We start from the raw sequence: 23,606 nt of genomic DNA, 5'->3' as shown, positions 1-23,606 counted from the left end.
CCGGTTGTGCGATTAGACGTCAACCTCCTCGACTACCTCCTCATCGCGGTCTACTTCGCCACCGTGCTCGCGATCGGGTTCGCCGCCCGCCGCCGGATCAGCTCCAGCCTCGACTTCTTCCTCGCGGGCCGGGGGCTGCCCGCCTGGATCACCGGGCTGGCGTTCGTGTCGGCCAACCTGGGCGCGATCGAGATCCTCGGCATGGCGGCCAACGGTGCCCAGTACGGCGCGATGACCGTGCACTACTACTGGATCGGCGCCGTCCCCGCGATGGTGTTCCTCGGCATCGTGATGATGCCCTTCTACTACCGCTCGAAGGTGCGCAGCGTCCCGGAGTTCCTGCGCAGGCGCTTCAACGGCGCCACCCAGCTGCTGAACGCCCTCATGTTCGCGGTCGCGCAGATCCTCATCGCCGGCGTGAACCTGTACGCGCTCGCCCTGGTCATGGAGGCCCTGCTCGGCTGGCCGCTACCGGTGTCGGTGGTCGTCTCGGCGCTGATCGTGCTCTCCTACATCACGCTCGGCGGCCTGTCCTCGGCGATCTACAACGAGGTGCTGCAGTTCTTCGTGATCCTCGCCGGGCTGATCCCGCTGACCGTGCTCGGCCTGATCAAGGTCGGCGGCGTGTCCGGCCTGTTCGACAAGGTGCGCCGGAGCGCGCTCGGCGAGGGCGGCCTGCACACCTGGGCCGGGACCGCGGGTTCCAACCCGATGCAGGCCCACTGGATCGGGATCGTCTTCGGCCTGGGCTTCGTGCTCTCCTTCGGCTACTGGACGACGAACTTCGCCGAGGTGCAGCGCGCCCTGTCGGCCAGGAACACCAACGCGGCCCGGATGACGCCGATCATCGCGGCCTTCCCCAAGCTGTTCATCCCGCTGGTCACGGTGCTGCCGGGGATGATCGCGCTGGTGCACTTCGGCGACCTGGGCAAGGGCCAGGACTACAACGACGCGATCCCGCTGCTCATGCGCGACCTGCTGCCGAACGGCGTGCTCGGCGTCGCGGTGACCGGGCTGCTGGCCTCGTTCATGGCGGGGATGGCGGCCAACATCAGCGGGTTCAACACGGTGTTCACCAACGACATCTGGCAGGCGCACGTACGGCCCGACCGCCCGGACGTCCACTACCTGAAGGTGGGACGCGTGGCGACCGTCGCCGGGGTGGCGCTCGGCGTGGGCACGGCGTTCATCGCGGCCGGCTACTCCAACATCATGAACTACCTGCAGGCGTTGTTCAGCTTCTTCAACGCGCCGCTGTTCGCGACGTTCGTCGTCGGGCTGTTCTGGCGGCGGATGACGCCGTGGGCCGGGTTCTGGGGGCTGCTGGCGGGGACGGCGAGCGCCTTCGCATCGTACTTCGCGTACAAGGCCGGGGTGGTGAACTTCGGCACCGAGCTGAACGCCAGCTTCTGGGGCGCGGGCGTGGCCTTCGTGGTGGACGTGCTGGTGTCGGTGATCGTCACGCTGGTCACCACGCCCAAGCCGGAGGCGGAACTGCGCGGCCTGGTGTACGGCCTGAGCGCCGTGGACCTGGAGGACGACGCCCTCGCCGGCGACCGGCGCTGGTACCGCTCGCCGGTGCTGCTCGGCACCGGCGCCGTCATTCTGGCCGCCCTCTTGTACGGAGTGATCCTGTGAGTGACATCCGGATGGTGATCGGCGGGCTGTTCCTGCTGTACGGGGTGATCCTGATCGTGGCGGGGGTGCTCGGGGACGTGGTCAATTTGTGGACGGGGCTTCCGATGGCCGTCTTCGGCGCCGCCTTCGTCGCCTGGGCCCGCATCCGCCCGATCTGACCCTCCCAACCCCTCCCCTGCCCGAGGCCCCTCTGAGCCCACTCCGGGCCCGTGCGGGGGCCGTCGGGGGCCGATGGTCCGGTTTTGTTCCGGGGGCTCGGCGCCGGCGCCGCTGTGGCACCGGCGCCGGAGCCGCCCGCGCCCGTTCTTGTGCTCGGCCCTCGCCCTCCGAACCCGGATCCGGTACGCGCCCCCGCCTCGGAACCTCGGCGTCCGACCTCAGCGTCAGTACTCGACCTCGAAAGTGTGGGGACCGAGGCCGTACCCGTCGCCACGCGGGACGACGTACCCCTGGCCCGCGAGGGTGGCCAGGCTTTCGCGCACCTCGTCCCCCTCCAGGCCGGTCGCCCGGATCACCGCCTCCAGGCCGGCCACGCCGTCGGACTCGATCGCCTGCGAGGCCACCGCCTCGTAGACGTGGATGTCGACGTCCGACAGTTCCTGCACGTCATGCCCCTCGGACATCAACGTTGCCTCGCCCCCTCCCGCAGCCGGGCCGGATCGACCTCGCGGTCGGGGAACCTGCGAAGGTATTCTGCCTCTAGCTCATTGGTACGGGAAGTGTGACGTGCCAGAGCATCGTCTGATCCATGGAAGAATGTGTCACTACGAGTGGCATGGAGTTGCCGCAGCTCGCGTACCACATCCTCGTCGCTGAGCTGGGCCGGATCTATTCCCATCGTCGTCATGGGTTCCCTCTACCCCAGACACCCCCGACAATATCTGTCACAATTCCTGACATATAGCCATTGTTTGGGAGCGATTCGTCGCCTTACCTTCCCGTTATGGACCTCGAGCTCAGGCACCTCAGGATCGTCCGCGCGGTAGCGGACGCGGGAAGTGTGAGCAAGGCCGCGTCCCTGCTCGGGCTGGCGCAGCCGGCCCTCACCGCCCAGCTCAAACGTATCGAGAGGGTGCTCGGCGGCGCCCTGTTCGAACGTGACCGTCACGGGGCCCGGCCCACGCGACTCGGCGAGCTGGTTCTCGCCCGGGCGCGCGTGCTGCTCCCCGCGGCAAAGGAACTGCAGGACGAAGCCGTACGATTCGCCCACACCCCCTCCCCCGGCTTCCGCATCGGCGCCACCAACGGCCCGATACTCGGCGGCCTGGTCGACCGGCTGGCCGCGGAGCGCACGGTCACCACGTTCACGTCCTGGTCAACGCACGAGCTGATCAACATGGTCGAGCTCGGCCGCCTCGACTACGTGCTGACCGGCGCCTGCGGCGACTCCGGCACCCCCACGGGAACGCTCCTGTGGGAGACGATCAGCCTCGACCCGGTCTTCTGCCTCGTCGGCGAGGACCATCCGCTCGCCAAGGAGAAGGAGGTGGAGCTGGCCGACCTGGCCGGCGAACAATGGGCGGTCACGCCCGGCGACGGCTGCTTCGCCGACTGCTTCGCCATGGCGTGCGCACGGGCCGGATTCACCCCCGAGACGATCTACGAGACGGACGTGCCGACCTGCACCCACCTCGCCCAGGTGGGCCGCGCCGTGGTGCTCTGCCAGGCGACCCACCAGGCCCTGCCCGGGCTGGCCATGGTCCCGCTCTCCGGCGCGCCGCTGCGCTGGCGGCAGCTCCTCGGCCGCCACCCCACCGCCCCCGACGCCACCTGGGTCGTCGCCCAGGCCAAACAGGCGCACACCGAGGCCGTACGTCGCAGTCCGGTCTACTCCGATTGGCTCGTACGCAACCCGGCGTACGGCACCGCTCCATAACACCCTGATAGGAGGGAAGTAGTACTCCTCGTCTCCCGGGCCCGCCGTTAACGTGGCGTGGCGACACCCCCGGCGGCAAGGAGACAACCAGCTCGACCCGCCGGCGCTGATCGCGAACGCGATCGGCGCATCAGCCATGTCCACCGAACGCCGCCGACGTACGCCCAGAAGAGCCCCGGCGCCCTGGCGACCCCGCCGACACCCACGTCCACCTCATCGACGAGCCCACCTCCGATCGGGCCCCCGCACCCCGCACCCCGGCCCCCGGGGACCCACCTCCAGGCGAGGCACTACTCCACCTGGTACTCCCACCCCTCCTGCCACGCGAACGGCGCATCCACCAGATCCTCCAGCGGAGTCCCCTCCAGCAGGTTCTGCAACGCCCACCGATTGGCCGAATGGGACACCACCAGCACCGTGGCCCCCTGCCACTCCTCCCGCAGCTCCCCCAGGAATGCGGCCGTCTCCGCCACGACCTGCCGATAACTTTGCCCACCAGGCCAAGGCGTGTCGATGTGCCCCCTGCGCAGGGCCGCGACCTCGCTCACGGGCCGCCCGTTGTAACTGCCGTAGTCGCACTCCCGGAGCCGCGCGTCGAGCCGGACCTCCTTCCCGCCCCCGAACGCCACCTCCACCGTCTCGACCGCCCTGCGCAGATCGGAGCAGTAGACGACGTCCACTCCCCGCCTCCGCATCCCGAGCTCGGCGGCCAGCTCCCGCCCCCGCTCGGACAACTCCCCGGGAAGCCACCCGGTGGCAACCCCGATCTCGTTGTCCACAGTGATGGAATGGGTCTCGTACACCACTTTGACCGCCATGACGGCACCGTACCTCCGCCCTCAAGCCCCCTCATTCCGCCCACAGCAAACACGACCCGTAACCGAGACCCGAATATGATCGACACGACTCCACCAACCTTGCCGGGCATGGAATGATGTCCGCGGGACACCGTCCCCGTCCGGCCGTGCGACACCCGGATCCGATGCTCTAGCCTTGACATGCGCGAGCCTCACCAAGATCCACCCGCCGCACACCGCACGCCACAACTGAATCCAGGGGCGGTAGCTCAGCCGGTCAGAGCATCGGACTCATAATCCGTGGGTCGTGGGTTCAAGTCCCACCCGCCCTACCACGCCCACCTGCGGCTTCACGCGGATCCGTAGTCGCGTCAGCCGATCGTGAGTCACGGTGAGCCACATGTGAGTCACGTCGCCTCCCTAGGCTTGCCGATCTTCCGGCCAACGTAGTCCGGCCACTTCCCCGCGCCGCCAGGCCGTCTCCAACGAGCCGTCCACACCACCGGATGCGTCCGCACCGGCGCGGGCAACCGGACGCCCTGCGCCGGATCGACGGCGATCAGGTCCTCACGTACCGCGCGCGGTTCAGCGCCGCCCGCAACGTCGCCCGGATCCGCTCCGGCGCCTTCGACAGCCTGGGCCATCACCGCCAGGCCCTCGTGGCGGTGCATGAGCAGGCCGTCGACGCGGTCGTCGACCTCAGGCGCAACGAGGCCCACGGCCAGGACTCGCTGTTCGGCGAGCGCGGCCGGAGCAGCGCGTTCTCGACCGCGATCCCGCAGGGCGAATGGGACCACGCCACCATGCTCGCCCTCGAACGCGAAATGCTCGGCCTGTACGTCAGCAGCCATCCGCTCGACGGAGCCGAACACGTCCTGGACGCCAACCGCGACACCACCATCGCCGAGCTGCAGTCCTCCGGGGCGGCAGGACGCGACCGTCCGCGTCAGCGGCATCGTCTCCGGTCTGCAGCGCAAGATCACCAAGCAGGGCAGCCCCTGGGCGATCGTCACCCTCGAAGACCACGACGCCGCCGTCGAGTGCCTCATCCTTCCCAAGACCTACACCCTGTACGGCGAAGCGCTCCACCCCTTGCCCGGATCGACGAACGCCACATCAGCCGACGCCTGCGCGCGTAAGCCGCCGTGCCGTCGTCGAACACCGTCGGATGCGCCTCGCGGAGCGGCCGCTTCTTGTCCGGCCCTGGCCGCCTGTCGTGTATGGCCGGCGAGGACGACGCGTCCAATGCCGCCCAGCTGGAGACCCATCCCAGCCACGCTCGCCGCCGGCCCGGCAGCCGCCCGGTCGGAAGGCTGTCACGCCCGGAGACGAAAATCTGTAGTGGTGGTGGTAGACATTCGCGAGTGCGGGCATTATGGTTTCTGACATCGCAAGAAACGGATCCACCGGGCAGCGAAGTAGTTCCTTGGCATCACGACGAACTGCCCGCAGCAAGACGAAGTCAGAGGTTGACGGCAGAAGGTCGGACGTGACGGGCCAGCGCAGTGGATAGGGGCCCTGATCGTGGACGCGCTGCCGAAGGTGAAGTTGGCAAGTGATCCGGAAGAGAAGAAGAAGGGAGTGTTGACGCCATCGGGATCGCCCGTTGCCGGCCGAAGTTCCGCCGCTCGGGTACCGCAGTTCCACGGGATTGGAAGGTGGTCTACGGTCACGCATCCGCGATCCGCGCATCACCGCCGCTGTCTGCGGCGGATGCGCACAACAGTAAGCCGGCCGGATGGCCGGTAGATGGTGTTGAACTCTTTCGGGGCCCCGGCGCAACAGGCGCCGGGGCCCCTGTACGCGTGACGAGAAGGGAATATATGGATCAACGTCGCTCGGCTGCCGAGGGTGACACACTGGCTCGCGGCAGGATTACGAAAACAACGGCCGAACGCACGGCCGAAGACCGCTTCGACGATGAGGATTACCCCGCCTACAGCATGGGCGCTGCCGCCGAAATGCTCGGCGTCACCCCCACGTTCCTGCGGGCCCTGGGCGCCGCCCACCTGATCGAGCCGAAACGCTCCGGCGGCGGCCACCGCCGCTACTCCCGTTACCAACTGCGCCTGGCCACGCGTGCCCGAGAACTCGTCGATCAGGGCACTCCCGTGGAAGCAGCCTGCCGGATCATCATCCTGGAAGACCAGCTCGCCGAGGCGCTGCGGATCAACGCCGAATACGAACGCGAGCGCGCCGCCGGAACCTAGCGGCCGACGCCGCCCCCTGCGGCCTGGTCTCCGACTGCGCTGACCAGGCCAACTGCCGGTCGGCGACGAGCGTCGGATGCCGATGCTCGGCCAGTACCCGGGGAGCGGTGGCCTGCATGCCCAACAGCACCTCGCGCTCATCAGCCTTGGCACCGCTCAGCGCGAACAGCACCGGCAACCCGCCCAGGGTGCACACCAGGTGCAGGCGAAGCCCCCAGAAGTAGCGGGAATGGGAGGCACAGTAGCCGTACTCGGCCCACCCGGCCAGGACGCTGCGCCGCGCGGTCTCCGCCGAGCGGCCGCACTCCACCGGAGTGGAGTCGGCCACCCCCACCTCATCACTCCACAGCGAGGTGTCGCAGGCCAGGAACCGGATCACCGCCGCCACCAGGGGGATCGACGTGCGCAGCCGCTTGCCGTAACCCGACTGCTGAGGCAGGCAGGGGAACATGCCACGCAGTTCGGCGTGCGCGTACCGCAGCCGGCGGCGCTCACAGTGGTAGCCCAGCAAGGCCGACAGCACCGCCAATGTCACCAGCTCGGCGTCACTCAACCTCGGCACGTTGCCCACTCGGGGCCGCCATGGGGCCAGTTCCGGCGCACTCTTCAGCAGATCGTCGACCCTCACATGGAGTGCGGTTGCGAGGGTGTCCAGCCCGGACATGCGGCGACGGGGCCCGGTTTGCGCTGCTGGCGAGGGCATGGAACATGCCGTCCTGGCCGTCGGATCAGCGATCACGCTGTGGTGGGGGCCGGGGATGTCTTGGATGTGCACGGTGGGCCGGCGGTGAAGGCCTCGCAGCGCGAACACCGACAGTACGCCCCAGTACACCCGTTGGCGGGGCCGGCGCTGTAGACCATCGCCACGGTGGCGGCGCCGTATGCATCCCTGCACCAGGAGGGATCTTGTCAGTAGAGGAAGATCGCTCCTATGAACACCGACAACTTCCGTGCGCTGTCTGTTCGAGCCGGCGGAGCGGTCGATGCCGAGGCCCTCGTCATCCTTGATTCGGTCGCGAGATCCGATGGAGGCGAGCGGCGCGGCAGCATCGAACGTTGGTGTCGCGACGGGTCCGTCCTTGTGGCCGGCACTCCGGCCGGCCTGGTCGGCTACTGCGTCGTCGAGTACACCTTCTTCGAGCAGGGTTTCGTGACGATGCTTATGGTGGCTGAGCCCGCCCGGGGGCATGGCGCCGGCGAGAGGCTACTGCGCGCCGCAGCAGCTTCATGCCGGACCGCGAAGCTGTTCACCTCAACGAACCTGTCCAACCATCCCATGCAGAGGCTGCTCCAGCGGGTCGGCTGGCGGCCGGTAGGGATGGTGCACGGCCTCGATGAAGGTGATCCTGAGGTCTTCTACCTCCGTACGCTTCCGAGCACCGAAAGTGCGGAGTAATTCCGACAGTGCACGGATGTCCTGGGCGTTGGCGGGCGCACACCTTGGAGCGGGGCGTCCTGACGGCCCCGGATGAGAGATGGGACGTGGCGGTACGCCCCCTGACCTGCTTGCCCACTGTCATTGATCAACGCGCCAACCTTGTACGGCGACCAGGATCCGGTCTATCCGCTCGGCCACGGCGAGACCCTGGCTGCCGCGATTCCAGGAGCGGTACTGCACGTCGTGCCAGGATGGAGCATGTCCTGACTTCACCCGGCCTGCCCGGGGAGGTCGCCGACCTGATCCGACCGTGATCGCCTTGCGGAGGCGGGCTGTGCCTATGGGCAGGGGTGCGGTGAGCCGTCTTTCGATGGTGGCGCCCCTGAGGACCGAGTGGCGTCAGTACCGGGCCCCCTCCACCGCCACATCCTCGACGTGCTTGTGCTTCGCCCAGCCGGTCAGACACGCGATCTCTGTCGCACTCGATACCACCGACGACGTCCGGCCAGGCGGTAGTACGGGCCCGCGCTGGACGCCGCCTGACGGATCCGGGCGCGGTGGATTCTGGACGCAGACGACGACCTTCCATGGCCGTGTCCGGCGCCTTGATCCAAGAGGGTGTCGCCGAACTTTGATCTTGCTCTCGCCAGGTGGTTCGGCTGAGACCCGTCACGTCAGGAGGTGGCGCCAGCGGCCGGCTGACTCCATGATGTCCAGGCTGACGTGCTCCAGGTACGCCGCCGTCTTGGCCAGCCGTCGCCCCACGGGGCTGTCGAGCCCGTACGTCTCCGCCGCCGCCGTCGCGGCCCGCACTGTCTCGAGCGTCCGCCGCTCGCTGATCATGATCGCGTGGTACCAGGCCTCGTCGTCGATCACGTAGATGTCGCGACGCCGCCGCGGATCGCGCTCGCGACGGACGAATCCCTGCTGGGCCAGGAAGTTCACGGCCACGGAGACGGAGGCCGGGCTGACCTTCAGCCGGTGGGCCAGTTCGGCGGCGGTGCGCCTGCCGTCCTCGGCCAGCATCAGGTCGTGGTGCACGCGCGCGGCCGTCCTCGGCATCCCCGCTCTGACCACCATTTCGATGATCTCCTGTTCCATCGTGGCGACCGGCGGTGTGGCCTCGAGCGGAGGGGCCGGTGTGCCGCGCCGGGCCCGCTGGATCGTCGCTTGGTGTGCCTGCTGGGGCCGATAGCCGGCGGGGCCGCCGTTGCGTGCGAGCTCCCGGGTGATCGTCGAGGTCGGCCGGTCGAGCCGCCTGGCGATCTCGCGGTAGGAGAGTCCGTCAGCGAGTCCGGCCGCGATGCGCTGGCGGTCCTGCTGGGTCAATCGTCGTCCTGGCATGCCGCCAGTGTTGCCTTAGCCGCCATTCATTGCAACATGGTGTTGCTTTCGAGCGCAGGGTCATTGCGTCTAATTTGTGGCCATTTACCTGGGAAAACGTTGTTCCTCGGATTGACCCATCTCTGAATGCAACGTAGCTTTCAAGCTGCGCAAGACACGTACTATCGCGTAGCGAGGAGTGGTCATGGATCAATCTCTCCATACCGTCAAGAGCACCAGGGTGCGGAGGCCGCGGGTCTCCCCGCGAGTGGCGGTCACGGCGCTGGCGGCCGCGCTGCTGGCCGGGGCGGCCGCCCCGGCCGTGGCCGCCGCGGACAGCAAGGCCGTGCCGAAGGCCGCTGCCGGACAAGACCGCCCGGAACTGCAGAAGGCCATCCAGGCGTTCGTCGATGCCGGCTTCCTCGGGATGCAGGCGCGCGTGAACGATGAGCGGGGCGAGTGGGTCGGCAGCGCCGGGCAGCGCAAACTGGGCGCGAGCGCCAAGCCGCCGACGAACGGGCACTTCCGGATCGGCAGCGCCACCAAGCCCTTCATCGCGACCGTGGTACTGCAACTGGTGGCCGACGGCAAGATCGGACTGGATGCGCCGGTGGCGGACTACCTGCCCGAGTTCGAGCTGGACCGGCGGATCACGGTGCGGATGCTGCTGCGGCACACCAGCGGGTTGTACGCCTACACCGGCGAGTTCCGCCCTGACGGTTCGGTCGAGCCGGGGATCCCCGCGGCGGGCAAGGAGTGGGTGGACAAGCGGTTCAAGACCTACCAGCCGGAGGAGCTGGTGCGCTTCGCGATGTCCAGGCCGGCGCGGTTCGACCCGGGAAAGGGCTGGAGCTACTCCAACACCAACTACACACTGGCCCAGCTGCTGATCGAGAAGGTCACCGGCCACTCGATCGCCGAGGAGATGAAGCGACGGATCCTGCGGCCGCTCAAGCTGCGAGGCACCGTGGTGCCGGGCACCACGGATCTCCCCGCCCCGCACGCCCACGGCTACTACCGCTACCAGGACGAGGGCGGCCAGTGGAAGGTGGTCGACGTCACCCGCCAGAACCCCTCCCTGCAGGCCGGCAACGGTGACATGATCTCGACCACCAAGGATCTCCACACGTTCTTCTCCGCGCTGAACGGCGGCAAGCTCCTGCCGGCCCGGCTGCTGGCCGAGATGCGCGAGCCGCACCCGAAGAGCGCCGGCATCTTCGGCAGTTACGGCCTCGGGATGTACGTGCAGGACCTGGGTCCGGGCTGCGGCATCGTCCTCAACCACAACGGCAGCGCCACGGGGGGCTACTCGACGGCGATGCTCAGCACGCCCGATGGAAAGAAGACCTTGACCGCTTCGATCACCTTCGGGGACGTCGCACCCGACCTGGCACAGGCGTTCTCGAAGGCGCTGCCGAACCTTCTCAGGCAAGTGTTCTGCGGCGGGCAGGCCGGGTTGGCCGACGAGGCCACACCGGCTCCGTAGACGGGGCCGAGCACCCTGGACCCGTACACCTCGAAGGCGGGACCCGTTTCGGGAGGCAGAGAGATTGGTAACGGAATCCGGCGTTCGCGGCGTTCCCGCTGGTCAACGAGCCGAGCGTCTCCCTGTCGCCGAACGCGGCTCACGCCGGATTCCGTTCGGTTGCACAGCGCGACATCGATCTCCCTACAGTCACGTCAGATGGCGCTGATCCGCTGGAGGTTCGGCCGAGGCCGAGCTGGCGGGCAAGGTGCGGGCATGCTGCTGCTTCACGATCTCGCGTGCCGGCGCAGGATGGTGTCCGGGCGGACGACAAGCCGCAGCCGACGCAGGACCGCTCGGGGCGGTGAGGTCAGGAGCGCGGCCAACGATCACATATCGGCAGTAGCCGCAGTGCGGCGAACGCGTTCGTGACGGTGAAACACGCCGGGCGAAGAAGCACGAACGATCATCATGCCGCTCGGAGTTTCCTGCCTGGAGGGGTGGAGACCGCCTCTGCCAGTCCGGGCTTCGCAAGGCCATGACCTGGCCGGACGCGATTGTCGGCAGGCGCAGAACCGCCTGTGGCGCTTCAGGGCGACCCGCCCCCCCGGTCCCCCGCCGCTACCGGCCGCTCACCGACCTTCGATGAACGCACGGCTACGGCCGCGCCTTGCGGATGCCTCTTGCGGCTCGATGCTCGCATACGTATATTCGTCTACGAGTAATCGTGTGCGAGTGAGGAGGTGATGAGGATGGCCGAGCGGCGACCGGTGAGGAATCTGCTGGCGCTGGCCGTGCTCACCATCGCCGTCCAGCGGCCCATGCATCCCTACGAGATGGCCTCCGTACTGCGGGCCCGGGGCAAGGACCAGGACATGCCCATCAAGTGGGGCTCGCTCTACACCGTCGTACGGAACCTCGCCAAACACGGACTGCTGGAAGCGGTGGAGAGCGGCCGGCAGGGCGCCCGCCCCGAACGGACCGTCTACCGCGTCACCGAAGCCGGACGCCGCGAGGCCGAGGACTGGACCCGCGAACTGCTGTCCACCCCCCGACGGGAGCCGTCGTCGTTCGAGGCCGGGCTGTCGGTGATGGGCGGGCTCCGTCCCGACGAGGTCGCAACGCTGCTACGGCGGCGGTCGCGGCTGCTTGCGGAACGCATCGAGGACACCCGCCGGACCCTGGCGGAGGAGCGGGGCGAAGTGCCCAGGCTCTTCCTCATCGAGTCGGAGTACGCGCTGGCGATGCTGGAGGCACAGGCCGCCTGGGTGCGCTCGCTGCTGACGGAACTGTCCGAGGGCACGTTCCCCGACCTGGACGCCTGGCGCGCCTTCCACACGACCGAAGAGTGAAAGATCCCGGCGGCGGTGCTGCAACACCACCGCCGGGAGACCTCGGGAACCGAAGAAACCGCGAAGCGGAGCCCCGGCCACGAGATACCACGAACAACGATAGCCGGGCTCCCTTCCCGTACCGCAACGAAGGGAAGCCATCATGACCACGACCACCATCGGCTCGGTGACGTCGGCCGACGGCACCACGATCGGCTACCGCGAGATCGGGCATGGCCCCGGCCTGGTGATCCTGCACGGCGCCATGCAGACGGGAGACAGCCAGCTCGAACTGGCCGAGGCCCTGTCGCAGGACTTCACCTGCTACCTGCCCGACCGTCGCGGCCGCGGCCGCAGCGGTCCCGTCGGCCCCGGCTACGGCCTGCACCGGGAGGTGGAGGACCTGGAGGCGCTGATCGACGCCACCGGCGCACGCCGCGTCGCGGGCGTGAGCTCAGGCGCGATCATCACGCTGCGCACCCTGCTCGTCCGCCCCGATCTGGACAGCGCCGTCGTCTTCGAGCCGCCGCTCTTGACCGACGGGTCGGCCCCGGCCGCCTGCCTGCCCCGCCTCGACCGGGAGATCGCCGAAGGCCGGACCGCGGCGGCGCTCGTCACCGGCATGAAGGCCGCCCGGCTCGGGCCGCCGATCTTCCAGGTCCTGCCGCGCCGGGTGCTCGAACTGCTGACCGGCCTGATGCTGAGGAGCGAGGGCAAGGACGCCGTGCCCGGCGGGCCACCGACGTTCGAACAGCTCGCTCCGACACTGCGCCAGGACATCCGGCTGGCCGCGGACGCGTCGGGCGACCTGACCGAGTACGGGACGGTACGGCCCGAGGTGCTGCTGCTCGGCGGCAGCAAGAGTCCCGCCTACCTGCGTGCCGCCCTGGAGCGGCTGGAACGGGTCCTGCCGCACGCCCGGCGCACGCTCCTGGAAGGGCTCGACCACAGCGCCACCGCGAACGCCGCCCAGCGCGGTCGCCCCGAGCGCGTGGCCGCGGTGATCCGCCACTTCTTCGGCCCCGGACGCGACGGTTCATGAACCACTGCCCGCACCCCACCGCCTGAGACCGTCCGGACCAGCCACTCGCGGGTCCGGTCCGACCCCCCTCGACGTTGAGGAAAGGGCATGGCCAGGCGTGCCTGAGCCGCGTGGGTGTCCGACGGCCGACCCTGGAGCAGTGCGATGCGCGACGCAGAGCCGCCGGCCGGATCCCGGGCGACCCGTCCGGCTCCAAGGAGCCGGACGGGAAGCTGGGAGAGGTCAGGAGATGGTGAGGGTGCCGTTCGTGTTGCGGGCGCAGGTGACGATCGTGCGGGGCGCCGCGGCCAGGGCGCCGGTCAGGCACTGGCCGAGGACCGTGTGGCCCGCGGCGTTGGGGTGCCACGACTCCTGGCAGGTCTGGAAGTAGGTGACGCAGGTGTTCGCCGCCCGCTGGATGCCGATCTTGTCCCAGCCGGACAGGCTCGTGATGAACGTGCCGGACGGCCCGTCCTGCACCCGGACCGGCGTCGCCAGCGCGCCCGCCGGGCTGTCGGGGTTCTCGCAGAGCCTGGCCCCGTCGAAGGCCTTCTGGACGTCCAGCACGCGCAGGTCGGCCGCCGGGCGTTCGGCCGCCAGCGTGGCGTACGCGTTCTTGACCAGGGAGCCGAGGTTCTGGGAGAACACGTGTCCAGGGGCGAGGCTCGCACGGTGGATCGGGCACCCGGCGGCGTAGCGCTCGGCGCCGAGGGCGCGGAACTTGTCGCGGGTGTCGGTGCGGCCGTCCTCGTCGTAGTACTGCGGGGCGACGTCGGGCGGCAGCGGGTTGGTGTAGGTCTGCAGAATCACCTGGTGGGTGCCGTCGGCGTCGATCTGGTCGAGGGTGTCGAGGATCTGGCGCAGGGCCGCGGCCGTCTCGGTGGTGGCGGCGGCGACCTCGGTGTCGGTGGCCAGGTCCGAGGCGGTGCAGGGTTTCTGCGGCACCTCGCCCTTCAGATAGGCCCAGAACTCCCACCAACCCGTCCAGGCGTCGGCGATGAAGCGGTTGGCGCACAGCGTGGCCACGTCGCCGAAGGTGAACTGGGTGTTGTTGGAGCCGAGTCCGACGAGGACGACGTCGATGTCGTGCGTCTGCGCGAGGGTGCGCAGCTGATCGAGTTGCGAGGCGACGGTGCGGCCCTCGTCCCGGGCGCTGGCGGGGTTGGCGATGTCGGCGGGCTGGGCGCCGGAGCACGCGAGGTTGAACCGTTGCTGGATGCCCGGGAGCGACGCCTTGAACACCGAGGCGTTCGCCGACCGGTGACAGAAGTAGGCGTTGCTGTTGGCCGCCGACCAGCCGGGGAAGGCCTGCGCCGTACCGGAGGCGTCGACGACGGGCTGGTAGTCCCCCGCGCCCTCCCCGCTGATGAAGCTGTCGCCGAGCGCTACGGCGGTGGTGGGCAGGGCCGCCTGCGCCGGTCCACTCTGCACGGCCTGGATGCCCGCCGCGCTCACCAGGAGCATGACAACCGCGGCGGCACGCTGGAGGAACCCCACAAGCGCCTCATTTCCTACTAAATAAGTACGAAATTCGCATATGTGGATCACAACATGCCGGACCAAGGGCGTCAACATGCCCGCCCCGGCAGGAGCATCCTCACCGCCGATCCGGGCCGCTCTCCCGGCATTTGCCATGGTGTGAGGCCCTGTGCGCGCACAGGGCCTCACCGGCGCTCATCGCACGACGTGGACCCGCAGGGTCGAACCGGCCTTGAGGGTGGCGGGCTGGGAGAGGTTCACGGTCAGGCGCTGCCCCTCGGCGGTGGCGGTGGCGGTCACGGGCCTGCCGTCGAGGTACGCCTTGACGTGCTTGGGCGTCCCGGCCGCCGCCAGCTCCAGGTCGACCGTCCGCACCGTCGCGGTGCCGTACTTCAGGGTGAGGACGTCGTTTTGGGTGACACCGGCCCGCTTCTGGGCGAACGTGCCCCAGGCGGCCCCGGTGCTGAAGAAGGAGCGGTGGTCCTCCGGCTTCCAGGTCGGGGCGAAGGTCACCTTCTGGGCGGGCCCGTCGAAGGTGAAACCCTGCATCGCGGTCAGCAACGACCAGGACGAGAGGGTCCTGCCATACCATTTGCCGCATTCGTCGTCACCGAACGGGCTGCCGGTGCCGTCACCCGTCGAGCACGGGTCCGCGCTGATGTGCTCGGTCCTGGCCCGGCCGTCGTAACGGTCGGAGACCGCCTTGACCACGCGCAGGCCCTCGTCGAGCAGGCCGCGCTGGAGCATCAGCGCCGCCGCCGAGTACTCGAATCCGGACATGACCTCGTCGAAGTAGAGCGGGCTGTTGCCCGGCTTGGGGTTCTTCGGCCAGGTCATCATCTGCAGGCCGGCGTCGGTCTCCTCCACGTACTGCCGGAACTGGTGGCTGTCGTCGTAACCGAGGAAGTGCTCCTTGAAGTTGTAGCGGAACAGGTTCCTGGCGGCCGTGGTGATGTCCGCGGACGGGTAGATGTCGCCGAGGCCGAGCTGGGTGGACCACCACTGGCCGAGCAGCATGTCGATCTCGACGCCGTCGCCGTAGGAGTGTCCCTGGGTCGAGTAGACCTCGTGGAAGTACTCGCCGTTGAAGAACCGCTCGCTCTGCTTCGTCCGGCCGGAGGCGTAGATCGCGTCGTAGCCGGCCCTGGCCGTGCCGTCGCCGGCGAGTTCGGCCATCTTGGCCGAGGCGTTGACGGCGGCCAGGTAGAGCGAGCCGAGCCAGGATCCGTCGCCGGTCTCGCCGCCGTCGAGCGTGGTGTTGTGGATGCCGGTCAGCACGCCGTCCCGGTCGGGGTCGGCCTGGGCGACCACGTACTCCATCGCCGACTTGATCTTCGGCCAGTTCGCCGTCAGCCAGGCCCGGTCCGTGGTCTGGTAGGTCCGGTACGCCGAGAGGATCACGCCGGTCTGCCCGTCGAGGGTGAAGGTGGCGTCACTGTCGAACCGCATGGGGATCTTGCCCGCCGCGTCCATGTTGTCCAGCCACTGCTGGGTCCAGCGCTGCCCGACCTCGGGCCACAGCCACGCCTGGCTCTGGGCGTAGTGGAAGACGTGGGTGGGCATGCCCGGACAGCAGCCCCAGCCTTCACGGGCGCCGAAGAAGCCGTTCTTGGCCCACCACACGGTCGGGGTGTGCAGCAGCGCGGTGGCCGAGGTGACCCGGTCGAGCAGGTACTGCGGCAGGTTCGAGTCGTAGACGGTGTCGTGGTAGAGCCTCGTCCGGCCGACCAGCCGGTCGAGATTGTCCTTCACGTAACCGGCGACGGCGTCGGCGCCGGTCCACCAGTTCTCGTACTGCCGGCCCGGGCCGCCGTTGAAGTTCTGGGCGTCGGGGAAGTGCCAGCTCAGCACGACGGGGATGGTCTTGGACGCACCGGGCTGGAGCGTCACCGTGGCCGCCAGCGCGCCGTCCACGGTGGTGTTCGCCGCCGGGCTGCCGGCGTCGGCGGGGCCGGTGAGCGTGCCGTCGTCGGTGAGGTCGTCGTGCAGGGCGTCGAGCGTGGTCCAGGCGGCGGTGCCGGTGACGCCGCCGGTCAGCGCGGCGAGGTTCATGCCGCCCGCGCCCTGCTTGCCGGTCATGCGCAGGTTCCTGCCGTCGACCACGGTGCGGTTGTCCCCGTAGCCCGCCACGACCCGGTGGTTCGCGCCGCCGATCGTGTCGTAGCCGTTGAAACCGACCGCGTTCTGCTGCGCGGCCAGCACCGACACCTCGGCGGGCCGAGTGCCCGAGTTCTTGACGGTGATGTTGTAGATCGCCGTGGGGATGGCCGAGTCCTTGACGTCGCCCGGGATCATCGGGTTGAGGACCTCGGTGGAGACCTCGACCGGCAGCGACTCGTCCTTGTACTGATAGTTCAGGATCGGATACTCGCCCTGCTGGGTGAGCGACTTCATCGGCTCGAACGCGCCCACCCCGGTCGTCTGCAGCGCCCGCACCACCGGCCGTCCGCCCGCGGCCTTGGCGCGTACCGCGAAGAAGCTGTTGGGCAGCTTGCCCTTCTGGTAGGTGTCGGACTCAAGATGCCAGCCGCCGCGGCCGAGGTTGTTGAAGATCCACCAGGTCGGCCGGGCGCCTGTGCCGTCGTGCACGATGCCGGCCGAGCCGAGCGGGCCCACGGGGAAGCGGGTGTCGGTGAGGTTCCGTCCCGCGTAGGTGACCGTCTCCCCTCGCGCCCGCAGGTCGGCGTACGGCCGGGCGTAGGCGTACACCTTGCCGGACTCGGCGCCCGACGAGAGCGAGGACACGGCGTAGTAGTAGGCCGTGTCCGGGCCGGTCGTCCCGTCGGTGAAGCTCGTCCCCGAGACTTCGCCGAGCCTGGTGAAACCGGAGTCGCGCTCGGTGGAGCGGTAGACCGCGTAGACGGCTCCGCCGATGGCGGGGTCCCAGGTCAGCGTCGTCCGGCCGGCCGTGCGGGCCACCCGTACCTCGCCGGGGGTGGCGGGCAGGTCGTTGCGGATGTCGTCGACCGTGATGTGGCCCCAGCCGCCGGTGGAGTCGTCCACCACCTTGATGATCGCGCGTCGGCCGATGTGCGCGGACACGTCGAGCAGGCGCCGGGCCATGACTTCGGCGCTGTTGCCCCGGGCGGCGGCGAGCTCCTGTCCGCAGCCGTCGGGCCTGGTCTCGTCGTAGGCGCAGACCGCGACGTAGGTGTTCGCGCCGCTGCCGCCGCCGACCAGCATGGAGACGACCGGCTGGGCGATGGTGAACGCCCCGGAGACGACCACGCCGCGGTAGCCGTCGTCCGGCGTCTGGGTGGGGCTCTCCAGGGTGGACAGGTGGTAGGCGCCCTCCCTGTTGTACGGCCTGCTGTCGTTGTGGTTGACGGCCCGGCCGGTGACGAGCTGACCGAAGGAGCCCGAGACGATCCGCCAGCCCGCGGGCAGCGTGCCGCTCTCGAAGTTCTCGGTGAAGGCGTCGGCGGCCTGGGCGGGGATCTCGACGACGACGGCGGGCAGGGCCAGCAGGCCGCCGACGGCCAACGTGATGAGTCGTCCGGATGGTGAGCGCATGGGTGTTCTCCTGAGGGGGTCGCCCGTCGATCAGTCGCAGGTGGTCTTGTAGATGAACTTCGCGACGTCGGGCTGGGTCATGTTGTCCTTGGTCAGCACGACGAACGGCGTGGAGATCTTGGGGGTGGTCGTCTCGCCCTTCAGCGCGGCGACGGCCTGGGTGACGGCGTCCACGCCCATCTGCAGCGGCTGCTGGACGATCAGCGACTCGACCACGCCGTTCCTGACGTCGTCCAGGATGGGGTCGGAGGTGTCGAAGCCGACGATGTGCACCGCCCCCGACTTGGACGCGTTCTGCACGCCGGTGGCGACCCCTTCGACCTCCTGCGTGCTGACCGCGAACACCCCGGCCAGGTCGGAGTTGGCGGCGAACACGGCGGCGAACTTGGACGTGGCCGTCGCCGGCTGGCTCTCGCTGTACTGCGGGCCCAGGTAGGTGATCCCCGCGTGCTTGCCGATCTCGTCCTCGAAGCCCTTCTGCCGGGCGTCGGTCGTGGAGATGCCGGGCTTGGCGCCCATCACCATGACCTTGCCCTTCTCGCCGACCTGCTTGGCGAGAGTCTGCGCGGCCAGCACGCCGCCCGCGTAGTTGTCGGAGGCGATCTGCGAGACCGCGAGGGTCGCGTCGTCGGCGACCGAGTCGGCGAAGACCAGCTTGATGCCGGCCGCCTTGGCCTTGCTCAGCGCCGGGACCATGGCCTCCCCCGCCATCGGCGAGATGACGATCGCGTCGGGCTTCTGCGCGATGACGCCGTTGAGGATCGGGGTCTGGCTCTGCGGGCTGTAGTCCTTGCCGCCCTGCGCGTCGAACTGCACGCCGAGCTCTTTGGCGCGCTCCTGCGCGCCGCAGGTCAGCGAGGTGAAGAACGGGTTCCCCGCCATCCCCTGGACATATGTGATCTTGTACGGCTCGGCGCCGCCGGCCGCCGGTCCGCCGGTGTCGGAGCAGCCGGCGACCAGGGCGAGGACCGCGGCCGACAGTGACAGGACGCTTGTGCGCATGCTGACATGACCTCTTCTCGAAAGGGGGGTGTCTCTCGTCCGGGACGAGGGGGTTACGACTTCTCGCGCGACTTGCGCTTGAGCTGGTCGATGTAGACGGCGAGGACGAGGACCACGCCGATCGCGACCTCCTGCCAGAAGGTCTGCACCTTGAGGATGACGAAGCCGTTCTGCAGCACCGCGGGGATGAAGACGCCGATCACGGTTCCGGGGATGGTGGCCACGCCCCCGAACAGGCTGGTCCCGCCGAGCACCACGGCGGCCACGGCCTGGAGGTTGTCGGTGGAGTGGCCGGCGATGTTGGCGCTGGCGAACAGCGCGAGGTCGAGGAAGCCGGCCACCCCGGCGAGCAGCCCGGCCAGGCCGTACACCTTGATCAGGTGCAGGTCGACGTTGATGCCCGACCGGCGGGCCGCCTCGGCGCCCGAGCCGACGAACAGCGTGTACCGGCCGAACCTGGTCTGGTTCAGCACCACCGCCCCGGCGACGGTCACCACGAGCGCGATCACGACCAGCCAGGGCACGACGCCGAAGAGCTTGCCGAGGCCGACCGTCTCGTACAGCGCCTTGGGCACGCCGGACAGGTCGTTGCCGCCGGTGACGAGCTGCGCGATGCCCAGGGCCGCGCCCATCGTGCCGAGCGTCGAGATCAGCGCGGGCACCTTCGCCTTGGCGACGAGCAGGCCGTTCAGCGTGCCCCAGACGACGCCGGACACCACGGCGACGGCGAACCCGGCCAGCACGACGCCGAATCCGGAGCCGCCCAGCGCGGTCATCGTCCGCAGCGACATCACCGCCGAGAAGACCAGCACCGAGCCCACCGACAGGTCGATGCCCGCGGTGGCGATCACGAACGTCATGCCGACCGACAACACCAGCAACACGGAGGTGACCGTCAGCATCGTCTGGATGTTGTAGGCGGACAGGAACGCCTCGGGCGCCGCGACCGAGAAGACCGCGATCATCGCCGCCAGCGAGGCGGACAGGTAGGTGAGCGGGGACGCGGTGAGCCTGCGGCGCAGCCCCGCCGACGGCCTGGGGGCCTCCTCGATCGATACCGACGTCATGCCGTCTCCTCCAGAGTCACGCCGTGAGTGAGCAGGCCGGTCATGGCGGCGACGAGGTCCTCGGCCTTGGCCTCACCCGTGGTGAACCGGGCGACCCTGGCGCCGAGCCTGAGCACCTCGATCCGGTCGGACACCTCAAGGACCTGCGGCATGCTGTGACTGATCAGGACCACCGCGATGCCGCGGTCGCGCACCTGGCGGATCAGGTCCAGCACGCGCCTGGTCTGGACGACGCCGAGCGCGGCCGTGGGCTCGTCCATGAAGATCACCCGTTTGGCCCAGGTGACCGCCCGGACGATCGCCACGCTCTGCCGCTGCCCGCCGGACAGGGTCGAGATCGGGCCGTCCACATCGGCCAGGCGCACGCCGAGGGAGGCCAGCTCCTTGATCGTGCTGTCGCGCATGCTCGCCTTGTCGAGGAAGCCGAGCCTGCCCAGCGGGCCGCGGCGGGTCACCTCACGGCCCATGAAGAGGTTGGCCGCCGGGCCGAGCGCGGGCGCCAGGGCGAGATCCTGGTACACGGTCTCGATCCCGGCCGTCTGGGCGTCGGTCGGCGAGGAGAAGGCGACGGGCTCTCCGTCCAGGAGGATCCGGCCGCTGTCCGGCCGTACCGCGCCTGACAGCACCTTCACCAGCGTGCTCTTGCCGGCGCCGTTGTCGCCGATGAGCGAGACGATCTCGCCCGCGTAGGCGGTGAAGTCGGCTCCTCTCAGCGCGTCGACGTGGTCGAACCGCTTGCGGATGCCGCGGGCCTCCAGCAGCGGTTCAGCCATCACGGCCTCCGAGGGACAGGGCAGGCATGACGCATCGTCCTTTCGACGGGGGGTGTTTTCGGGCAGGCTTCCGCCACGGCGTGGCAGGGAAAGGGAGGACGGAGGGAGGACGGTCAGTGAGCGGTGAGAATGGCGTCCTCGATGCCGGCGATGTGCGCGGCCGCCCTGATGCGGGCACGGTAGCTGTCACCGGCGGTCAGGGCCTCGTAGATCGCCTGATGTTCGGTGAGGGTCAGGTGCAGGTCGGACTCGCCGGTCATCCCGCACCAGGCGTGGGGCCGGAGGGTCTTGCCCGACATGGTCTCGACGATGGTGGCCAGGACGGGGTTGCCCGACGCGCGGGCGATGACCCCGTGGAAGGACTGGCCGTTCTCGCGCAGTCGCGCGCGGTCGGCCGGATGGGCGGCGACGAGTTCGGTGGCCTCGGCCTGGAGCGCGGCCAGCTCGCCGAGCGCGTCCCTGTCGATGTGCAGGGCCGCCATGGCGGTGACCTCCGGCTCCAGCAGCCGGCGCACCTCCAGGAAGTGCCGGATCGTACTGTCCTGGTGCAGGTCGACGACCATGCTCATGGTGCCGAGCAGCAGCTCAGGGTCCAGGCTGGTCACGTACGTGCCGTCGCCGCGGCGGGTGTGCAGCACGCGCATCATGGTGAGCGCGCGAACCGCCTCCCGCAGCGAGTTCCTCGACAGGCCGAGCCGGGCGGCCAGCTCCTTCTCAGCCGGCAGACGGTCACCAGGCTGCAGCTCGCCGGTGATGATCATCTGACGGATCCTGTCCACGGCATCGTCCGTGAGCGTCACTGGGCTCCTCTCCTGCGCGCCTCCCATCTTGGCGGATCGTCGGGGACGTCGCCGCGAGTGATCATCGAGTTGTTACCTACGTCGCGAGATCTTCGTCAAATTGACCCGATGTTTGCGGGTAGCAGCACCGTATGCTCAGCAGCGAGACGGTGTCAATAAGCCCATCTTTAACGGGTTCGCAACGAGAGTCGCGCCGTCCCGCGGGCGCTTTTGTCCGCATTTAGGCGGATCCCTCAGTGTGGGACGTACGCAAACATCGGGTTAATCGGCACGGGCGGTGGGTTCACCCGTGCGGGAGGCGGCCATCGCCGACCCGAGGATGAAGGCGGCGTATCCGCAGGCCACGGCCAAGCCCGCCCAGGGTGGGAGCGGGTAATAGCCGGCCAGCAGTGACGGGCCCACGTCCACATGCGCGAACGTAGGGACGCTCTGCGTGATCGCGAAGCCGGCGGCAGGGGTGATCATCAGGAGCCACGGCGCCAGACCCGCGGTCGCCAGCAGGTACGGCACGACGACCGGCACGACGGCCAGCCCGACGGCGACGACGGCCCGCTTGACCAGCGCGGCCAGGCCCAGAGCCAGCACGGCGGCGGCCGCCGTCAGCGCCGCGTAGCCGACGATCATCCGCAGTTCGGTGCCCGGCGTGATCGGCTGGACCGGGTTCCGATTCGCACGCAACATCGCCAGACCGGCCGGGACCACGACCCCCGAGCTCACCAGCCCCGCCACGAACGCGACCACGCCGACCACCGCGGCCCTGGCCGCCAGCAGCCGCGCCGGATGCGGCTCACCCCGACGCGGCTCACCCTGATGCGGCTCGGCCGGTGGGCCGGGCCTGGTCGGTCGGCGACGGTGTTCCGCCGTGACGAACGTGACCGCCGCCACGAGCAGCGGGATCAGTCCCACGGCCCCGCCGATCAGCATGAGGTCGGCGCGCAGACCGCCCTCGACCGTGGCGGGCCCGATGTCACCGCTCCCGGTCACGATGAGCTTGTCGCCGGACTCGACGACCCCGCCCGGGTGATGGGGGGTCCTGCCGTCGGACTCCAGGACGACGCCGACGTCGTCGTGGCGCCACGAACCGTTCGCGCCCCGCAGCTCGATCCGGTCGAAGGTCGCGGTGGTCTGGGCGAAGGCCTGCGCCATGTCCCACAAGGCGCCTGGCGAGGTGGCGAACGGCCCGATCTCGACCGTCTCCGGCAACCCGGTCAACTCGGCCGCGCCGATCTCCGTCCACGTCTTGCCGTCGTCCGACTCGTAGCCGGTGATGGTGTCGCCCGACCTGGTCAGCCGCAGCCACTGCGGACCGTTGTGCGGACCGCCGGGCACGTCGTGGACGTAGTCGTACTGCATCCGCACGCCGTGCTCCCCGGTGAGCATGACGGCGGCATACGGTGACCCCTGCTTGAGGCTCTGCCTGACCAGGAGGCCGGCCTTGGCCCACGGCACCACCCCCTCCTTGACGTTGCGCACCCCGGGTACCGCGTCCGGCAGCCGGATCTGCCCGGTCATGTCCGACACGCGGGCGGTGATGGTGCCGTTCCCCTTGAGCGGCTGGTGCACGTAGTAGTACTTGTCCCTCACCGCCGTGCCGTCGGGTCCCACCAAGGGCGGGGGGCAGGGGCCCTCGCCCGTCCCGGTCACGCAGGCACTGTGGGCGCCCCCGGCGATCAGCAGTCCGAGCGACACGGTGACCAGCACGAAGGCCGCCACGGCGAGCACCCTGCCCCGGGCGGAGCGGAACCTGACCCACTCCGCGCGCGACATCTGGAGGAAGCGCCCGGACGGCGGGCCGGATCGGTGAGGCGAGAACGAACTCATGCCGACGGTTGTACGCGGCCCCCGGTTCCAGCCGGGTCGCGGCCGCCGCGACCCGGCTGCGACCGGGCGTCTGGCATCGTTGGCCCATGGCACCCCGACCCGGCGGCCCCGC

At 69.4% G+C, this 23,606-nt stretch carries 21 protein-coding genes and 1 tRNA gene; 9 read left to right on the top strand and 13 right to left on the bottom strand.

Features of this window, described 5'->3' with window-relative positions; genetic code table 11:
- Positions 1-6 precede the first annotated feature (6 nt).
- Together AB0J97_RS28075 and AB0J97_RS28070 are read left to right on the top strand one after the other, a co-directional pair.
- Positions 7-1,638: a sodium:solute symporter family protein gene (locus AB0J97_RS28075; protein ID WP_364093639.1), complete on the top strand. Its 1,632-nt coding sequence runs from the start codon at positions 7-9 to the stop codon at positions 1,636-1,638.
- A complete protein-coding gene (locus AB0J97_RS28070; RefSeq protein WP_357700926.1) occupies positions 1,635-1,796 on the top strand; it encodes a hypothetical protein in 162 nt (53 codons plus the stop codon). The genes AB0J97_RS28075 and AB0J97_RS28070 overlap by 4 nt, the downstream gene beginning before the upstream one ends.
- Positions 1,797-2,021: 225 nt before the next feature.
- Here AB0J97_RS28070 and AB0J97_RS28065 read toward each other — a convergent pair whose 3' ends face one another.
- Both AB0J97_RS28065 and AB0J97_RS28060 read right to left on the bottom strand, forming a co-directional pair.
- Positions 2,022-2,261 carry a hypothetical protein gene (locus tag AB0J97_RS28065; RefSeq protein WP_364093636.1) on the bottom strand — a complete coding sequence of 80 codons (240 nt, stop codon included), beginning with the start codon at positions 2,259-2,261 and terminating at the stop codon, positions 2,022-2,024.
- Positions 2,261-2,476: a DUF6158 family protein gene (locus AB0J97_RS28060; RefSeq protein ID WP_260477503.1), complete on the bottom strand. Its 216-nt coding sequence runs from the start codon at positions 2,474-2,476 to the stop codon at positions 2,261-2,263. Before AB0J97_RS28060 ends, AB0J97_RS28065 begins: the two co-directional genes overlap by 1 nt.
- A gap of 105 nt (positions 2,477-2,581) precedes the next feature.
- On the opposite strand from AB0J97_RS28060, the gene AB0J97_RS28055 reads away from it, so the two are divergent.
- Positions 2,582-3,514 (top strand): LysR family transcriptional regulator, encoded by a 933-nt coding sequence (locus AB0J97_RS28055; protein ID WP_357700930.1) that lies wholly within the window; start codon positions 2,582-2,584, stop codon positions 3,512-3,514.
- A gap of 290 nt (positions 3,515-3,804) precedes the next feature.
- Here AB0J97_RS28055 and AB0J97_RS28050 read toward each other — a convergent pair whose 3' ends face one another.
- Positions 3,805-4,332 carry a histidine phosphatase family protein gene (locus AB0J97_RS28050; RefSeq protein ID WP_357700932.1) on the bottom strand — a complete coding sequence of 176 codons (528 nt, stop codon included), beginning with the start codon at positions 4,330-4,332 and terminating at the stop codon, positions 3,805-3,807.
- A 237-nt stretch (positions 4,333-4,569) separates the two neighbouring features.
- Between AB0J97_RS28050 and AB0J97_RS28045 the strand changes: the two genes are divergently transcribed.
- Positions 4,570-4,646 (top strand) — tRNA-Ile (locus AB0J97_RS28045).
- Between the two features lie 72 nt (positions 4,647-4,718).
- Here the strand turns inward: AB0J97_RS28045 and AB0J97_RS28040 are convergent.
- Positions 4,719-5,324, bottom strand: a complete 606-nt coding sequence (locus AB0J97_RS28040; protein WP_364093631.1) for a hypothetical protein — start codon at positions 5,322-5,324, stop codon at positions 4,719-4,721.
- 930 nt (positions 5,325-6,254) lie between these two features.
- On the opposite strand from AB0J97_RS28040, the gene AB0J97_RS28035 reads away from it, so the two are divergent.
- Positions 6,255-6,521, top strand: coding sequence for a MerR family transcriptional regulator (locus tag AB0J97_RS28035; RefSeq protein ID WP_357703728.1), 267 nt, complete (start codon positions 6,255-6,257; stop codon positions 6,519-6,521).
- Here AB0J97_RS28035 and AB0J97_RS28030 read toward each other — a convergent pair.
- Positions 6,481-7,074: a transposase gene (locus tag AB0J97_RS28030; RefSeq protein ID WP_364093628.1), complete on the bottom strand. Its 594-nt coding sequence runs from the start codon at positions 7,072-7,074 to the stop codon at positions 6,481-6,483. The two genes, AB0J97_RS28035 and AB0J97_RS28030, sit on opposite strands and share 41 nt — an antisense overlap.
- Before the next feature lie 378 nt (positions 7,075-7,452).
- Between AB0J97_RS28030 and AB0J97_RS28025 the strand changes: the two genes are divergently transcribed.
- Entirely contained in the window at positions 7,453-7,917 is a 465-nt protein-coding gene (locus AB0J97_RS28025) for a GNAT family N-acetyltransferase (RefSeq protein ID WP_364093625.1), read from the top strand.
- A 651-nt stretch (positions 7,918-8,568) separates the two neighbouring features.
- On the opposite strand, the gene AB0J97_RS28020 is transcribed toward AB0J97_RS28025, so the two are convergent.
- Positions 8,569-9,243: a helix-turn-helix domain-containing protein gene (locus tag AB0J97_RS28020; RefSeq protein ID WP_364093621.1), complete on the bottom strand. Its 675-nt coding sequence runs from the start codon at positions 9,241-9,243 to the stop codon at positions 8,569-8,571.
- 184 nt (positions 9,244-9,427) lie between these two features.
- On the opposite strand from AB0J97_RS28020, the gene AB0J97_RS28015 reads away from it, so the two are divergent.
- The 3 genes from AB0J97_RS28015 (at position 9,428) to AB0J97_RS28005 (ending at position 13,060) form a co-directional block, all read left to right on the top strand.
- Complete coding sequence (locus AB0J97_RS28015; RefSeq protein ID WP_364093618.1) at positions 9,428-10,708, top strand: serine hydrolase domain-containing protein; 1,281 nt, start codon at positions 9,428-9,430, stop codon at positions 10,706-10,708.
- A 731-nt stretch (positions 10,709-11,439) separates the two neighbouring features.
- Entirely contained in the window at positions 11,440-12,039 is a 600-nt protein-coding gene (locus tag AB0J97_RS28010; RefSeq protein ID WP_364093613.1) for a PadR family transcriptional regulator, read from the top strand.
- A gap of 142 nt (positions 12,040-12,181) precedes the next feature.
- Entirely contained in the window at positions 12,182-13,060 is an 879-nt protein-coding gene (locus AB0J97_RS28005; RefSeq protein ID WP_364093610.1) for an alpha/beta hydrolase, read from the top strand.
- Positions 13,061-13,282: 222 nt separating this feature from the next.
- Here AB0J97_RS28005 and AB0J97_RS28000 read toward each other — a convergent pair whose 3' ends face one another.
- The 7 genes from AB0J97_RS28000 to AB0J97_RS27970 all read right to left on the bottom strand — a co-directional run bounded on the left by AB0J97_RS28000 (position 13,283) and on the right by AB0J97_RS27970 (position 23,494).
- Positions 13,283-14,536 carry a hypothetical protein gene (locus AB0J97_RS28000; protein ID WP_364093608.1) on the bottom strand — a complete coding sequence of 418 codons (1,254 nt, stop codon included), beginning with the start codon at positions 14,534-14,536 and terminating at the stop codon, positions 13,283-13,285.
- A gap of 177 nt (positions 14,537-14,713) precedes the next feature.
- Positions 14,714-18,031 carry a GH116 family glycosyl-hydrolase gene (locus tag AB0J97_RS27995; RefSeq protein ID WP_364093605.1) on the bottom strand — a complete coding sequence of 1,106 codons (3,318 nt, stop codon included), beginning with the start codon at positions 18,029-18,031 and terminating at the stop codon, positions 14,714-14,716.
- Between the two features lie 30 nt (positions 18,032-18,061).
- Positions 18,062-19,033, bottom strand: a complete 972-nt coding sequence (locus AB0J97_RS27990) for an ABC transporter substrate-binding protein (protein WP_364093602.1) — start codon at positions 19,031-19,033, stop codon at positions 18,062-18,064.
- Between the two features lie 53 nt (positions 19,034-19,086).
- Complete coding sequence (locus tag AB0J97_RS27985; protein WP_364093599.1) at positions 19,087-20,100, bottom strand: ABC transporter permease; 1,014 nt, start codon at positions 20,098-20,100, stop codon at positions 19,087-19,089.
- Complete coding sequence (locus AB0J97_RS27980) at positions 20,097-20,873, bottom strand: ATP-binding cassette domain-containing protein (RefSeq protein WP_364093596.1); 777 nt, start codon at positions 20,871-20,873, stop codon at positions 20,097-20,099. The genes AB0J97_RS27985 and AB0J97_RS27980 overlap by 4 nt, the downstream gene beginning before the upstream one ends.
- Before the next feature lie 113 nt (positions 20,874-20,986).
- Positions 20,987-21,652: an FCD domain-containing protein gene (locus tag AB0J97_RS27975; RefSeq protein ID WP_364093593.1), complete on the bottom strand. Its 666-nt coding sequence runs from the start codon at positions 21,650-21,652 to the stop codon at positions 20,987-20,989.
- Positions 21,653-21,934: 282 nt separating this feature from the next.
- Entirely contained in the window at positions 21,935-23,494 is a 1,560-nt protein-coding gene (locus tag AB0J97_RS27970; protein WP_364093590.1) for a hypothetical protein, read from the bottom strand.
- Positions 23,495-23,606: the final 112 nt, after the last annotated feature.

Source organism: Nonomuraea sp. NPDC049607, from assembly GCF_040675375.1.
In the GTDB taxonomy this organism is placed as follows: Bacteria; Actinomycetota; Actinomycetes; order Streptosporangiales; family Streptosporangiaceae; genus Nonomuraea.
Note: the sequence above shows the minus strand (reverse complement) of the source record. Positions and strands in the feature narration are given on the sequence as shown.

Coding starts and splice junctions, on each gene's coding strand:
- AB0J97_RS28065 (WP_364093636.1), bottom strand. CDS start 2,261: ATGTCCGAGGGGCATGACGTGCAGGAACTGTCGGACGTCGACATCCAC.
- AB0J97_RS28060 (WP_260477503.1), bottom strand. CDS start 2,476: ATGGGAATAGATCCGGCCCAGCTCAGCGACGAGGATGTGGTACGCGAG.
- AB0J97_RS28055 (WP_357700930.1), top strand. CDS start 2,582: ATGGACCTCGAGCTCAGGCACCTCAGGATCGTCCGCGCGGTAGCGGAC.
- AB0J97_RS28050 (WP_357700932.1), bottom strand. CDS start 4,332: ATGGCGGTCAAAGTGGTGTACGAGACCCATTCCATCACTGTGGACAAC.
- AB0J97_RS28035 (WP_357703728.1), top strand. CDS start 6,255: ATGGGCGCTGCCGCCGAAATGCTCGGCGTCACCCCCACGTTCCTGCGG.
- AB0J97_RS28025 (WP_364093625.1), top strand. CDS start 7,453: ATGAACACCGACAACTTCCGTGCGCTGTCTGTTCGAGCCGGCGGAGCG.
- AB0J97_RS28020 (WP_364093621.1), bottom strand. CDS start 9,243: ATGCCAGGACGACGATTGACCCAGCAGGACCGCCAGCGCATCGCGGCC.
- AB0J97_RS28015 (WP_364093618.1), top strand. CDS start 9,428: ATGGATCAATCTCTCCATACCGTCAAGAGCACCAGGGTGCGGAGGCCG.
- AB0J97_RS28010 (WP_364093613.1), top strand. CDS start 11,440: ATGGCCGAGCGGCGACCGGTGAGGAATCTGCTGGCGCTGGCCGTGCTC.
- AB0J97_RS28005 (WP_364093610.1), top strand. CDS start 12,182: ATGACCACGACCACCATCGGCTCGGTGACGTCGGCCGACGGCACCACG.
- AB0J97_RS27995 (WP_364093605.1), bottom strand. CDS start 18,031: ATGCGCTCACCATCCGGACGACTCATCACGTTGGCCGTCGGCGGCCTG.
- AB0J97_RS27990 (WP_364093602.1), bottom strand. CDS start 19,033: ATGCGCACAAGCGTCCTGTCACTGTCGGCCGCGGTCCTCGCCCTGGTC.
- AB0J97_RS27985 (WP_364093599.1), bottom strand. CDS start 20,100: ATGACGTCGGTATCGATCGAGGAGGCCCCCAGGCCGTCGGCGGGGCTG.
- AB0J97_RS27980 (WP_364093596.1), bottom strand. CDS start 20,873: ATGGCTGAACCGCTGCTGGAGGCCCGCGGCATCCGCAAGCGGTTCGAC.
- AB0J97_RS27970 (WP_364093590.1), bottom strand. CDS start 23,494: ATGAGTTCGTTCTCGCCTCACCGATCCGGCCCGCCGTCCGGGCGCTTC.